Source organism: Acinetobacter sp. TAC-1, from assembly GCF_029025845.1.
Lineage (GTDB): Bacteria > Pseudomonadota > Gammaproteobacteria > Pseudomonadales > Moraxellaceae > Acinetobacter > Acinetobacter guillouiae.
This window is the reverse complement of the sequence record NZ_CP118892.1, coordinates 2371120-2385577: the sequence shown is the minus strand read 5'-3', so window position 1 is coordinate 2385577 and position 14458 is coordinate 2371120. Positions and strand designations below refer to the sequence as shown.

The following is a 14458-nucleotide window of genomic DNA, read 5'->3' as shown; positions in this document are numbered from 1 at the left end:
AATTTCTTCCGATATCTTTATTGTAGGTTATATTTTTTTTGAATAACAATGAAATTATGATTATTTTTTAAGCACACATTTTTTAAATCAGACTCAGTTTGAACTAGGTTTAAATCAAGCGCAGTTTTTTGTACAATGCGTTGTTTTGCTGCAATAAAATCTTTTACTGAATTTACGTAGACTACCATTTTTAGCAGATTACCTTCAAAGTATAATCTTGAAAATCCACCCTTTGCGAAACTCTGCCTAATAATGACTTGATCATAGTGATCTATTACACCAGCTATGTGTAAACGTTTGTCATATTGTTCAGACCAAAACCATGGTAATGCACTATGCGGGATTGAATTTCCACTGAGTGTAGCTATTGCCGTCTTGGCTTGATCAACTGCATTTGCTAAGCATTATTTCTACATAGTGCGGCTGCATTGATCGCTACTTTCAAACTTGAATAGTCATATTGATTGAGAATACTAGGTGGAAAATCCAAAATGTGATGAAACATTGTTGGTACCCACTGACTATGGTAATTTTATATTTTTCGATAGTTTCTAATGCTTTTTACACGACGCTATGCCATGCATTAATAACTACTCAGGCGAGATATGGCATGCAAATTCAATATGACAAAAAAGATTGCATTCAAATTACGATTATTGAGAAAGTTTAATTCTAGGTATTGAACTAAATTTGCAACACCCAGAATTGGTATGGGAGAGTTTTTATTTAATTAACCCTTAGCCAAGTTTGACTTCTACCCAATGCTGAAATTCCTAAATAGCCTCGAAGTCTTAGTTTTTTCCCATTTTCAACTAATTCGCCTTCCAAGCTATAAATACGACCAGAATCAGGATCTAAAATTTTTCCATCTTTAAATTTTCCACTTTCTACTAATTTTAAACTATTAATGACGGTTGTACCCTGTAGGCGTTTTCCCATCAACCTACCGTTACAACTTTTACAAGTCAATTTGTTCTCTAGATCAAAGACATCTACAATACTGCCATTATAGATATTGTCTTTTACTTTTTTAATTTCTATAAGAAATTTGGGTTTGCCAGTTTTATCATCAATGGTCTTCCATTTTGTGCTTTGAATTGAATCATTTGCCCAAGAAGCAGAAGCTAGAAAAGCACTTGCTACGAAAATTAAAATTTTATTCATAAACGTATCCTTTTATTTATGGCCTTATTTCCAAGCCAGAAGCTAAACTCATATGTGTTTCAGAAAATTTATTGTTTTTTAATAACTGGATTAAAAACAAACAAAAGGCAAGCTAACAAAAGGTGGCTCTGATTTATTCATCACAAAGAACTAATTTATAGTTTTACCTGCCTTAAGTTTTAGCCATTAGCCAAGTAGAAATAACGAATTAAAAAAACGTAATGACAAAAACCAACCTTTTTCTCAGGTTTATTTTCGCCATTTTTTTGTCATCTTGATGAAGATACCAAATTGCATCAGGGTGAAAACCAAGGAAATGACAATGAGAACGATGAGTAAATCTAAGCCATTCGATCACGCATTACGTGAGTTAACTAAAGCCCCTTTAATTGCTTAAGCAACTTTATTCTTGTTTATTATCTGTCTAGCCATTCTGGCAATTGTTGAAACTGTGGGAATTAAAACATGACCATCATGTAGCAAATGAGCTGTTGATCATAAAAGCTTTTGGTCTTGTGCCAGTAAAAAATGACCAGTCAAAAACGACAAATGATGTGAGTACATAAGATGAAAAAATGGCAATGTCGATATTGTTCATTTATTTATGGCAAAAAAGTTGGAATTCCTGAAGACGCGATCGCACCAGGAACATCTCTGGATCAATTTTCAGATGATTGGATGTGTCCAGATTGTGGTGCAACTAAAGAAAATTTTGAGGAAATATTTTAAAACTCATTTCGAGGCAATCAATTTGTAATGACTGATCTTTGCCTCATTGTAAGTATTCTAAAGATTTATTTTTTCAAGGAGTGAGAAAATGGACAATCTTTTTTCAAATACAAGCTTAAATAACAATATTTTGATGACAAAGCTCATTCCACCAATATCAATAAAACCACAGATTAAACGAACGCACTTATTTAATCATTTAAACAAAAATACCAAGGTTAAATTGATTTCTGTGATGGCACCTGCTGGATTTGGTAAAACTGCATTTTTAAGCCAAATTTATATTCATCAAAAGAAATATCGTAAAGTCATTTGGATGACGCTTGATAATGCAGACAATGACTTCAATCATTTTATTCAACATTTATCGTATATTTGGTTTAAAACGACTAATCAAGCTTTTAATAGTAATTTTCTTGAAAATATTACTCAGTATTCAGAACCTTTTTCAATTTTTTTGGATGAAGCAGAACATATTTATGATATATCAACGCTCAATTTTTTACAGCAGATCATCGATTATTTACCCTTACATAGCCAAATTATCATCAGCTCCCGCCAGTTGTTGCCTTTAAAAATTGCCTCATTACGTATACATTGTCAAATACTAGAAATTACTCAAGAAGCACTCAGTTTTAGTGCAGATGAGATAAATAAGCTGGTCCTAAACAATTATGGATTTCAGCTTCATCCAAATGAAATTAATTTATTACTCAAAAAAACCGAAGGTTGGATTATTGCTATTCAGCAATTCGGTTTAACTTTAACTTCGAGACATTCTCTACGTACACAGATTCAGAAGTTTTCAATTCATCATAGTGAACTGAATCATTTTTTAAGTGAAGAAATTTTAAATCAATTACCCAATAATCTTCAGGATTTTTTATTGAATTGTAGTGTCTACTCGCAATTTTCTGTGGCCGATTGTGATTGGTTGCTCAAAATAAATAATAGTGCTTATTTACTTAAACAATTAGAGCAAAAAAACCTTTTTCTTATTCCTATGGATCAGCAACATGAAAAATATCGTTTCCATGGTTTATTTTTAAATTATTTACGGAATCAGTTTCAAAGTTTATACCCTATAAAATTTAAATCACTGCATTTACGTGCTGCAGAGCGTCTACTTTATTTAAACCAACCGATTGAAGCGATTGAACACTATTTATTAGCAAAAGCGTTTGGCAAGTGCATCGAGATTTTGACTCTACATAGCCAAACATTGCTAGAAAAAGGTAGAATACGGTTTTTATTACGCTGCTTGGATCAAATACCAGCCCATATTTTTGAGAATTTGCAACACTTACAAACAGCATATACATTAGCTTTAATTTTAAATCGTCGTTATGCTGAAGCTAAATATGTGATCGATAAAATGAAAAGGCAAAAATTGCTATCCTATATTGAAACTAAAATATTAGATTGCATATGGCTCACAATGACTGATCATATCGAGGAAAGTTTTGCTATCTGTAAAATAATTTATAAAGATCAAAATACATATGATAGCTTGTTGAATCATTTTTTTATTTTAATTTATTCCCATTATTTAATCGCAAATAACAAAATTGATTATGCTCGAAAAATAATTCATAAAGTTATCAATAATTCTCGATATAATAGAAATATTTTTATACAAACTATTTATGAGTACAATGAAGGATGTATAGAGTTACAACATGGGAATTTAAATCAGGCTTATATCAGATTGTATACAAATTATAATTGTAGTTGGCGAGATCATCAAAATGATGTATCTGGTGGTCAAGCGATGATTGGAGTTCCTTTAGCTGAAATTTTATATGAAAGAAATCAATTAGAAGAATCATTAAGTTTAGTCAAAAATTGTCTTGCCTACGCACGTCAAAATGGTCATATAGATTCATTAATATCTGCCTATACACTATCCGCTAAAATTGAATATTCATTACATCATGACAAAACAGCAGCACTATGTTGTCTTAAAGAACTAGAATATATTGGAACAGATTTTAACTTTATGCGTGTTAAGGCCAGTGCTCTCCTTGAACAAGCGCGAATACATTGGCTGAATAAAGATTATTATCTTGCACGGAACATTTTGAATGAAATCATTGCTTGGGATATTTGGCATACGCTAGATAATTTTTATATGCCAGCTCAGTATCTTGATACCCCTCAAATGCTTATATGGCGAATTGATATAAGTCACAGTGACGGGAAAAAGCATGAGCGAAAAATTCAAGATTTAATTAAACATACAAAAAATCTACTTCATGAAAGACATGCAATTAAATTAAAAATGATACTTTCTACTCTTTATTTTAGCGAAAATAATCAAAAACAAGCATTTGATTGTTTTACAAGCATATTGTTAGATATTGGTAATGAAAAGTACCTTAGAAGCTTTTTAGATGAAGGTCCTATTATGCATAAATTAATTTATGCTTTTTATGAAAAATATAGTGAATCATTTCATCTAGATTCAAATACTCGTAAAATTTTGGAAATTTTAATTTCGTTAGTCGATTATTCTACAATCAAAGAAACACCTCCAAATAGGAAAAATGTATTTTATGAAGCTTTAAGCAAACGAGAATTAGAAATTTTAAGCCATGCCGCTGAAGGACTACGTAATCAAGAAATTGCAGATAAAATTTTTTTAGCAGTAACAACGGTTAAGGCCCATCTTAGACGTATACACTCTAAACTGGATGCACACTCTCGTACAGAAGCCGTTGCCATAGCGAGGAAAAATGGCTGGTTATAGTGATCAATTGGTATTTTTTCTCTTGTTAAACCATTTACGTCGTATGATTTTGTTGTTGAATATTTAAAAGTTTAATTTTCTTGCTGTTCCTTACATTTAAGTTACAGCTTGGATAGAAGCTTAGAATGCCCCTATATATTTTCTAAATGATCAAAGAAAATTTAAAGGTAATTCAGTCGTATACTTAATTTGTTCCATCGCAAAACTGGAGCTCACATCAGTAAGACCAGAAATTTGAATTATTTTTTTATAGACTTTGTCATACTCAAGCACATCGGGTACAGCGACTTTTAACAAATAATCAGTCTCTCCAGCCATGCGATACACTTCTATAACTTCATCGATTGTATGGATATGATTGTGAAATTTTTCAATCCATTCTGCATTATGTTGTGCTGTTTTAATAAAAACCATGACAATCACATTGATATTTAGTTTTTTACGATCTAATAAAGCAACTTTAGCGCGAATGATGCCTTCTTCTTCCATTTTATGAATGCGTCGCCAACATGCTGTATTACTTAATCCAATACGATCTGCGATATCGCCAATCGCCCAGGTACAATCTTTTTGTAATAGCTCCAAAATGCCACGATCGTATTTATCTAGCTGTAATTTCATGCAGTTCACTTTATATAAGAAATTAAAAAAATGAGTCACTGATTTATCTATGATTGGAATGATATTCTATTTTTGACAAGATAAATAGATTTTTAATTCTTAATGCTGATTACTTGAAACTCTCATTCAAATCAAGAGTAGTTCAGATAAGTTATGGCTCTATTCACGGTTTTTTAACGCATTACAAATAAGAATGAATACGGCGTTATAGCGATTGGAAAAGTTCTTGTAGTGTTTGGATAAACCATGTTCTGGCTTCTATGTCATCTCGATGGTTATACCAATTGGCACTCACATTAAACGGTTTAACTGAAAATGGTAATTCAAAAATATTGACATCACCATTACGCGCATAAACTTTTGCTGCCCGTGAAGGCAAAGTCACTAATAATTCAGAACTGGTCACAACATCTTGTAAAACACTAAAATGAGGAAGCTCAAGCATGATTTTTCTTTTTAAGTCCAATTCTTTCAGCCTTTGATCAATTTCAATATGACCCGTTGAAGATTTAATAGCAGCATGATTTTCTTGAAAATATTGTTCTAAACTCAGCGTATCCCTGATACGTGGATGGTACTTATGTGCAATGCACATATAGCGTTCTTCAAATAAATTACGTGATTCAATTTTAGGCATAACAGTATAACTACTATTGAATACAGCGACATCTAAAAAACCTTCAGTCAGCCAGTCTTCTACTTTATGCGATTGAATTTCTTCAATTTCCACCTTAATAAATGGTGCTTCTTTAGAAAGGTATTGAATTAAAGAAGGTAGTAAACATATTTCACCTAAATCAGATAAGCCTAAACGAAATATTCGAGTTGATGTTTTTGGTTCAAAGTATTTAGACGCTGTAATTGCCATTTCAATATCGGTAATTGCTTGTCTAAAGCTCGGATATAAACTTTGTGCCAACTTGGTCGGTTTGACCCCAAATTTGTCTCGTTCAAATAAAGGATCATTTAAAAATTTACGTAGGCGATTCAGATTATAGGTGACAGAAGGTTGGCTTAAATTGAGGCGTTCGGCCGCATGACTAATATTTTTAGTTTCAAAAACGATAATAAAAACTTTAATAAGACTTAGGTCAATCAATTGTAATATCTCTATTGAATGAGGGAGGTAAACCTCCCTGCTCTACTTTTAGATTTGTAGCGCTTTCACCGCCAATTTTGTTTTTTTCAAGCGTAAGTGAATCATTGAAACACTCATTACTGCAATAATACAGGGGATTGATAATGCGATAAAATTATAATTAATGGGCAGACTTAAGCTTAATAACCAACCACATAAGATTGGCCCTAAAATTGCACCTAAGCGCCCCACACCTAAAGCCATTCCTAAGCCTGTTGCACGAATATTGGATGAATAAAATTGGGACATATACGCCAATAATAAGATTTGCCCACCAATTGATGCAGCACCTGCAACCGCAATACAAAAATAAAGAATGACCATTGGTAAATTATAACTCAGTAAGATTAATGCGATCGCGCCACTTAAAAACAGTGAGCATAATACCTTTGCCAGATTAAAACGATCCGCTAAGTAGCCACCACAAATTGCGCCAAGCATTCCCCCAATATTTAAAGCCAATAGAAAAACCAAACTGGTCGATAAATCATAGCCTGCTTCTACCATTAATTTAGGTAACCAATTACCTAAAGCATAGACCAGTACAAGCGCCATAAATACGCTGCCCCAGAATAAGAGTGTCACCATCCCACGATTTTCTGCAAATAAATCCTTGATCGGGGTTTTAGAGGTGGATTGATTGTCTTGATGAAGACCAATTTGAGTTTGAGACGTATAGGTAATATTGCCGTCAATTTGTTTAAGAATCTCAATGGCTTTGTCGGTTTTATCACGGCGCACCAAATAATCAATCGATTCGGGTAACAGCTTCCAGATTATGGGAATGAGTAAAAGTGGTGTGCCTCCTAGAATAAACATAATTTTCCAACCAAATTGCGGGACTAACCACATTCCTAATAAAGCTGAACACATCCCACCGACTGCATAACCACTAAACATTAAGGAAACCAAGGTTGAACGTAGTTTTTTAGGTGCATATTCCGTCATCAAGGCGATTACATTTGGCATGACTCCGCCTAAACCCAAACCAGCCAAAAACCGAAAGATTGCAAAACTTTGTGGATTATTGGCATAACCACAAAGTAAAGTAAAACCACTGAATAAACAGATACATAAAATAATTAATTTTTTGCGGCTGAATCCATAGCTTTCTAATTTATCACTCAGGCTACCGAAAATAATTGCACCAAACATCATCCCAAATAAGGCGACACTGCCCAGAAATCCAGCCGTAATACTGTCAATTTTCCATTCTGCCATCAGTTTGGGTAAAGCAACACCGTAAATCACTAGATCATAACCATCAAAGATAATGATCAATGCGCTGAGTAGAATCACCCGCCAATGAATGGCTTTTAATTTGGCATGATCAATAATTTCATTTGCATTTATGGTTTGCATAATAGACCTCCCTGGTCATATTGTCCTGTTTGTAATCTTTGTTGTTTAAGTCGTCATTTCAGTGTGTTGTAGTTGTTTTGCTAATGCTGCTTTAGCTGTCTGAATATCATTTTCAAGCGAATGCTGCCACAACCAGTCAAAACGCTGTGCCAAATGTTGGCCTATTGATTCAAAATCAGGATATTTCGATGAATATAGCTCATAGATTTCACCTGATTCACGCGAGGTATTTTGAACTTTCACGGCGCGCGCTAATCGAACTTGCTCATAGATTTCAGATACAGCTTTGATAGATTCAGATGTCAGCTCAGGGTTTTCTAATAATTTAGCTAAAATCAAAGCATCCTCTAAACCTTGTCCGGCACCAGCACCTTGATGCGGTAACATGGCATGAGCAGCATCGCCAATCAAAATCACATTATTGCTTTTGTTTTTATAGGTTTCTAAAGGTTGAATTTCATGTAATGCCCAAATTGTTGGTGAGTCGATCAGGTCCAATAATGCCTTACAACTCTCGCTCCAGTCTGCAAAATCAGTCAGCATCGTTTGTTTTGAAACAGGCGATGTCCATGGTGTATTCTCTGCTAATACGGTTTGCGTGCGATCTGACTTAAACGCGACAATGTTAATTTCTTCACCCTGACGGATTGGGAAAGTTAAGATATGTTTATCTTTCCCTAAAAGCATTTGTGGTACATCGGCAATTTCTACATCATTTCCCAGTTTTGTAATGGCTTGCTTAAAATCTTGAAATTTAATAATTCCACGATATGCCCACGTCCCTGAAAACTGAGGTTCAACACGCGCTAATTGATTAGAGTCAAGCACATGATTTCGAACAACTGACCGAATTCCATCACAACCAATCACATAATCAAATGTAATATGTTGACCATCGATAAAGTGAATTGTCGCTTGTTCTTCATCTGCCTCAATTTCTTGTACACGTTTATTAAAATGTACATTTGTTAAAGGCACCAACGGAATTAAACGATCGAGAAAATCTGCACGATGTACCGAAGATTGTCCGACTTGTGGCGCAATCGATGCAGATAGATACTCATCGGTATAACCGTTACGCCATTGAAACCAAATATCGGTGTAAGGTGCTTTTACCTGATCTGCAATAGATTCATATTCTTGACTTAGACCTAATAATTGAATGGCTTTAACTGCATTGGCACCAAACGAAATCCCTGCACCAATCTCAGAAAACTGTGATGCAGATTCAAAGAGATGTACATCTAAATGTTTATTTTTGACCAATTGAGTCGTGAGTGCTAAGCCCGCAATACCGCCACCAATCACAGCAACTCTAATTTTTTTGTCCATTTTTAGCATTCCTTACTAAATTGCTTAGAATTCTATGATTGGTTATTTTTTAGAATAAATCCAATTTATATTTTTAGGTTTATACTATCTAATTTTTTGATATTTATTTCAATAAATCTTTTTCATAAATGAAAAAGTGATCATGTAGCGTGAATCATATTGGTATTGAAAGTTCCTTCTCCCCACGGGAAAAGGCTAGGATGAGGGGAATTTTATGTTGATTTATAGTTTTAAAAAAGGACTTTTTGAAAAATTCTAAAGTATTGATATAACTAAATTATTGTTCTATTTCTTGAAGAGTGTTTTAAATATCACGCTTAGTTTCATAAATTTATTTGAGACTTAAATAAAATATTTAAGAACCTTGTCTATACAACACTATTTTTCTTATTGAGATCACTTTTTAGATTTAGACTTTTCAGAGGTTACATTGATATACGTGTAACCACGCTGTTCTTCAAATTTTTCATACTTTTCGGCAATTGTTGGATCAAATAAATCCTCACCAATTTGAACATCACCATGAATTCCATTTAAGCCATGAATTGCTGAAATGTGATTGCTCCAAGAAGTACGGTCTGCGGTAGTCGTCTTATATTGGAGTAAATAATTATCTAGGATTCCCTTACCTGGTTTATCAATCTCATTACTCAATGCTACGAGATAATCTATTTTATTTGTTCTATCCCATTCTATTGAGAATCCTGCACGATAACAAAGTTCAATATGAACTAGCAGCATAGTACGACCATTTCCATCTAAAAAAGGATGGCCATATGCAAATAATCCCATGATCTCGCCAAACTTGTGATTCATCATTTTAGGATCATTGGCTAGACTTAAGCCTTGTTCTATAGCAAGCTGTGCTGACATAGGATGTGCAAATAATGTATCTGCTTTTTTTATCGCGCAATTTGGTGAAGTGATTGATCTATCTTGGCCGGCCCAAGGATAATAATCTGAAAACAAAATATGATGAACTTTTAGGAAGTCCGCATAAGTTATTCGTGGACATGATGCTAAAAAATCTAAGGCTGTATCAATATTCGCTTCAAAATAAGCATGTTCAAAACGCTTAACGATTTCTAAATTTTTATCTTTTCTGAAATTGCGTAAATAACCGTTTGTCTCAAAATCATTAAAGGGATCAAACATGTTGAGTTTCATCAAAATAACGGCCAAGCAAAATCAACATTTGTGAACCATCGATCACATTTGCTCGACGTAAAGCAATCACTAATTTTTCAGTTTCGTCTGGTTTAACATCATCATCAGCTAAACGAGTAATCGTTTGAGCCAATAGACTACTTCCAGTGTTTATATAGCTTATATGGTTTTGACGTGCAAGTTTCGCTATATATCTTTTCAACCCTTTATGTGGAATTTCATTCACATTCAGCATCACAAAGTTCCTTAATAAAACAGCCCCTCTATTATAACAACATGGGTAACTTCTACGCTAATAAAAAATGAGATGCTATTGACGGTTCGTTAATTAAATTATCTAACCGTCAAATATTAACTTAGTCTACATCTCAATTTAAATTACCAATAGGCTCAGCAAGTTACTTTAAAAACCCACAGTCCACGAGAGTTGTGCTGTACGTGGTGCGCCAAGAAATAAATAGTCATCGCCTAAGAAACTCCCCGCATCTCGCCAGTATTTTTTATTAAATACATTATCAAGGTTGAATCGAAGTGTATTGTCATAACCATAAGCACGGAAGTTATAAGCTGTACCTATATCAAACACGCTATAGCCTGATACTTTTACTGTACCAGTTTTATTGGCATATTTACTGCTGCTGTACTGCATACCAGCCAATAAACGTAAACCATCCACTTGCGGTACTCGATAAGACAGATGACTGGCAAAACGGACACTCGGTACATTCTGAGTTTGATGACCTTGATAATCGACCACTTGTATTTCTTTTAAACGTGAACGAATCAAAGCTAAAGAAGAAGTCATATCTAGATTTTGCCCTAAGCGTCCTTGTAAGCCCAATTCCAAACCAAGGTTATGTTGCTTACCCTCCGTGACAAAGTAATTGTCTGCGTTGGTGTATTGGTTGTCTTGGGTTAAATCGAACAATGCCGCGGTAAACAGTAATGTTTGCCACTGCTGTTTAATACCCAATTCATACTGAGTTGAATTTATCGGTGCTAACGTTTTAAAAGCATTACCTTCAATCCCCTGATCAGGAATACCAGTAGCAAACCAAGGGGCTTGTCCGCCATCACTTAAACCTTTGGCATAAGAAGCATAGAGATGGGTGTGTTCCCAAGGTTGATACATCAACGCAAACTGTGGCAAGAAACGATTAAAATTGGTCTCTCGGATGTTGTTAGTATTCTCATCATAGGCATTTTCATTTAAGTGCATTAGTTTGCCGCCCAACAAAACTGACCATTCAGCGTTAAAGTCAATCTGGTCAAGTAAGTTCAGTGCGGTTTGTTGACTGTCTAATGATTTATAATGTTTACCTAATGTTTTTTCAGTCGGTATATAGTTTATAGGATCATTATAAATATTTCCTGTAGATTCAGAACCCTTAACTATAGGCTCGTTGATTGCATTATATTGCGTATGACGTTTACTTATATGTGACAGTTCTAAACTTAGCTTATGTTGCCAAGCCCCAGTGCTAAACTTTCCGTTTAAGCCTGCTTTAAATTGATTGGTTAAAAAACTGTCATCTGGATTACGGAAATCATAAATATCATAGTTACCATTTTGGTCAAAAGTATTACCTAAACCCGTTTTTTGACAAATACTGCTACCACAACCCCACGGAAATGCTGAATAATCATCAATCACGACACGGCTTTGTGAAGCAGACAGATTTGTTGTCCAGTTGTCATTGACTTGGTAAATATATTTTAAGCTGGCATTTAGGCTTTCATTGGTCACTGGTTTACTCCAGCTTTGATAGCCAAGTAACCGATCCCATTTAACCCCAGTGGGTACAGTTGTACCATCCAGTAACTGATAACCAGCGACTGAGCGCTGACGTTGACGCTGCGATTCAATGTCAAATTCTAATTTTGAGCGATCTGAAATCTTCCAGTCTAATGCCAAAGCGCCAAATAAACGCTGCCCATCTGCATGCTCAACATAAGGATGAATTTCTTCTTTGGCCAGATTCACTCGATAACCAAACTGTTGCTCTTCTCCCAACCAGCCACCCAAGTCAGTTGCAACACGATTGCCACCATGACTATCTACTTCAACGGTAATAGCACGAATGTCTTCTGGACGTTTAGTGACATAATTGATGACACCACCCGGTGTTGACATCCCACTTTGGATTGCACTTATACCCTTTAGAATTTCAACTTGTGCTTTGTTCTCAAGCGCCACATTTTGCTCACCACGCAACAAATTGCCATTGAGTAAATAACTTGACCCTAAATTTAGGTTAAAGCCACGCATAATAAAGTTTGGATAATAACCAATGGGTGCGTAGCCATCGCCGATTGCTGCATCATTTTTAACAACATCCGTCAGGGTTTTTGCATGTTGGTCAGCGATACGTTCCGCGGTGACTGTACTGATAGATGCTGGGATCTCAGCAAGATTCTGCTGAGTAAATCCTGATAAATTTACCTTGGGTTGATAATAAGCAGCTGGTGTTGTTTCTTCTGTTTGTACGCTTACTTTAATCGTTTTAAGTTGCTGTGTATCTTTTTCAGTATCAGCATGTGCCAATACTGGACTTAGCCCTAGACATGAAAATGAACCAACCGCCAGTAGTGCTTTTTGTAAACGAGAAAATGGATACGTTTTCACAGTAATTGTCTAACCCCAAAAGATAATCTTACAGCCTAAATTTGTGCGCATGAGTATTCACAATTTTCTTCGATTGAACAAGCATTTCTATACGATATTTAATATTTAAAAAAATATTTTGATATAACATTAGATAAAAAATTAGGGAGAAATTTATCCTCAAATCGTCCGAATTGCGCTTATAACATACCGGATTAATATTTTATTTTTATATAGATTTAACTATAAATAATACCAGAGTCGTCAGTGAAGTGTGTATGATCATTCAATTGCCATAAACTTCACTTGTTTTCAACATTTTCATTATCAGACTTATAAATTAGATATCAAATTTTCACAGGTTTCAATGAACCATTGGTGTGCAATAGGATCTTCATGATGCTGAAACCAATGCATTCCTACATGAAATCCTGGAATTTCGAAAGGAGGGATAAAAATATAAAAATTTAGATCATTTAAGTATTCCTGAGCAGCTCGCATCGGCAAAGTCGCAATCAGATTACTTGTATTCAGTATGCCTCTTAAAATACAAAAATGCGGTACAACTAATTTAATTTTTCTTTTATGGCCGAGTTGTTTTAAAGTTTGATCAACCAATGTATGACCTGTGCTTGATTTAATCGCAATATGAGAGGCATTTAAATAGTCATCCAAACTTAATGGCTTTTCAATATTGTAATAATTCTTGTTAACTAGACAAACATACTTTTCATAAAGCAATGACTTATAACTTAATTTTGGATAATCTATGTTTGAACTATTAAATATTGCAACATCGACTATATTTTCGACTAGCCAATTTTCAACCAATTCACTTTTCACCTCTTTGACTTCTAATATAATATTAGGTGCATGGTCTCTTAAGTAATTTGTTAATGTCGGCAATATAGTCATTTCACCTATATCAGATAAACATATACGAAATACATTTTCAGCTGTGTAAGGATTAAATTGCTTGATTTCTGAAATAGCATACTCAATATTAAACAATGATGTTTTAAATACAGGATATAATTTATCTGCGGTAGTTGTAGGTTTTACACCATATTGTGCACGCTCAAACAATTGATTATTTAACTGTTTTCTAAGTAAATTTAAATTATAAGTCACTGATGGCTGACTTAAATTTAAGACTTCTGCCGCTTTACTTATATTACATGTTTCATAAATAACAATGAAAAGTCGAATTAAGCTTAAATCCATTTAAAGCTCCACGTAACTGATATATGAACATCTTTTTTAAAGTATTTTATTTTATGATTTTTATCAAGAACTATCTTTAATAGATTTTTTAAAATTTAATTTCCTTAGAGCAACTGAAGTTTATCCTAAATTTAAAATATATTTATTACTTATGATTTTTCTGTAAGAATTATTCAAGTAATATTTTTTCTTAAAATAATATTTATTTTCTATATTTTACCCTTATGTGTTTATAAAAAAAGGGATATTCATTTTTTAAATACCAAGATACTAAATCATTCGATTGGATAGTTTTTTTAGACTAGAAAATAATAACTTCTATGATGTATGGAACAAAAGGAATTTGAGCATGAGTCAAAAAGTAAGT

The 14458-nt window shown here is 34.0% G+C and carries 12 protein-coding genes; 2 read left to right on the top strand and 10 right to left on the bottom strand.

Going from position 1 to position 14458, the window contains the following annotated elements:
- Positions 1–17 precede the first annotated feature (17 nt).
- Together PYV58_RS11145 and PYV58_RS11140 are read right to left on the bottom strand one after the other, a co-directional pair.
- Positions 18–344, bottom strand: a complete 327-nt coding sequence (locus PYV58_RS11145; RefSeq protein WP_227504226.1) for an oxidoreductase C-terminal domain-containing protein — start codon at positions 342–344, stop codon at positions 18–20.
- Positions 345–726: 382 nt separating this feature from the next.
- On the bottom strand, positions 727–1164 hold the full coding sequence (locus PYV58_RS11140) for a DUF2147 domain-containing protein (RefSeq protein ID WP_034613010.1): 438 nt from the start codon (positions 1162–1164) through the stop codon (positions 727–729).
- A gap of 567 nt (positions 1165–1731) precedes the next feature.
- Between PYV58_RS11140 and PYV58_RS11135 the strand changes: the two genes are divergently transcribed.
- Both PYV58_RS11135 and PYV58_RS11130 read left to right on the top strand, forming a co-directional pair.
- Positions 1732–1893 carry a rubredoxin gene (locus PYV58_RS11135; RefSeq protein ID WP_004821516.1) on the top strand — a complete coding sequence of 54 codons (162 nt, stop codon included), beginning with the start codon at positions 1732–1734 and terminating at the stop codon, positions 1891–1893.
- 88 nt (positions 1894–1981) lie between these two features.
- The gene (locus PYV58_RS11130) at positions 1982–4642 is read left to right on the top strand and encodes a LuxR C-terminal-related transcriptional regulator (RefSeq protein ID WP_227504223.1); all 2661 of its coding nucleotides are present in this window, start codon (positions 1982–1984) and stop codon (positions 4640–4642) included.
- Positions 4643–4792: 150 nt separating this feature from the next.
- Here PYV58_RS11130 and PYV58_RS11125 read toward each other — a convergent pair whose 3' ends face one another.
- The 8 genes from PYV58_RS11125 to PYV58_RS11090 all read right to left on the bottom strand — a co-directional run bounded on the left by PYV58_RS11125 (position 4793) and on the right by PYV58_RS11090 (position 14091).
- A complete protein-coding gene (locus PYV58_RS11125) occupies positions 4793–5263 on the bottom strand; it encodes an Lrp/AsnC family transcriptional regulator (protein WP_004720411.1) in 471 nt (156 codons plus the stop codon).
- A 205-nt stretch (positions 5264–5468) separates the two neighbouring features.
- Positions 5469–6362 (bottom strand): LysR family transcriptional regulator, encoded by an 894-nt coding sequence (locus PYV58_RS11120; protein ID WP_081407372.1) that lies wholly within the window; start codon positions 6360–6362, stop codon positions 5469–5471.
- A 48-nt stretch (positions 6363–6410) separates the two neighbouring features.
- Entirely contained in the window at positions 6411–7763 is a 1353-nt protein-coding gene (locus PYV58_RS11115) for an MFS transporter (RefSeq protein WP_034613004.1), read from the bottom strand.
- Between the two features lie 45 nt (positions 7764–7808).
- The gene (gene salA, locus PYV58_RS11110; RefSeq protein ID WP_034613001.1) at positions 7809–9095 is read right to left on the bottom strand and encodes a salicylate 1-monooxygenase; all 1287 of its coding nucleotides are present in this window, start codon (positions 9093–9095) and stop codon (positions 7809–7811) included.
- A gap of 396 nt (positions 9096–9491) precedes the next feature.
- Entirely contained in the window at positions 9492–10250 is a 759-nt protein-coding gene (locus tag PYV58_RS11105; RefSeq protein WP_051671006.1) for a Fic family protein, read from the bottom strand.
- Positions 10243–10497, bottom strand: coding sequence for a hypothetical protein (locus PYV58_RS11100; protein WP_004720401.1), 255 nt, complete (start codon positions 10495–10497; stop codon positions 10243–10245). The genes PYV58_RS11105 and PYV58_RS11100 overlap by 8 nt, the downstream gene beginning before the upstream one ends.
- Positions 10498–10665: 168 nt before the next feature.
- The gene (locus PYV58_RS11095) at positions 10666–12888 is read right to left on the bottom strand and encodes a TonB-dependent siderophore receptor (RefSeq protein ID WP_034612996.1); all 2223 of its coding nucleotides are present in this window, start codon (positions 12886–12888) and stop codon (positions 10666–10668) included.
- Between the two features lie 312 nt (positions 12889–13200).
- Positions 13201–14091, bottom strand: coding sequence for a LysR family transcriptional regulator (locus tag PYV58_RS11090; RefSeq protein ID WP_034612994.1), 891 nt, complete (start codon positions 14089–14091; stop codon positions 13201–13203).
- Positions 14092–14458: the final 367 nt, after the last annotated feature.

Coding starts and splice junctions, on each gene's coding strand:
- PYV58_RS11140 (WP_034613010.1), bottom strand. CDS start 1,164: ATGAATAAAATTTTAATTTTCGTAGCAAGTGCTTTTCTAGCTTCTGCT.
- PYV58_RS11135 (WP_004821516.1), top strand. CDS start 1,732: ATGAAAAAATGGCAATGTCGATATTGTTCATTTATTTATGGCAAAAAA.
- PYV58_RS11130 (WP_227504223.1), top strand. CDS start 1,982: ATGGACAATCTTTTTTCAAATACAAGCTTAAATAACAATATTTTGATG.
- PYV58_RS11125 (WP_004720411.1), bottom strand. CDS start 5,263: ATGAAATTACAGCTAGATAAATACGATCGTGGCATTTTGGAGCTATTA.
- PYV58_RS11115 (WP_034613004.1), bottom strand. CDS start 7,763: ATGCAAACCATAAATGCAAATGAAATTATTGATCATGCCAAATTAAAA.
- salA (WP_034613001.1), bottom strand. CDS start 9,095: ATGGACAAAAAAATTAGAGTTGCTGTGATTGGTGGCGGTATTGCGGGC.
- PYV58_RS11105 (WP_051671006.1), bottom strand. CDS start 10,250: ATGTTTGATCCCTTTAATGATTTTGAGACAAACGGTTATTTACGCAAT.
- PYV58_RS11100 (WP_004720401.1), bottom strand. CDS start 10,497: ATGCTGAATGTGAATGAAATTCCACATAAAGGGTTGAAAAGATATATA.
- PYV58_RS11090 (WP_034612994.1), bottom strand. CDS start 14,091: ATGGATTTAAGCTTAATTCGACTTTTCATTGTTATTTATGAAACATGT.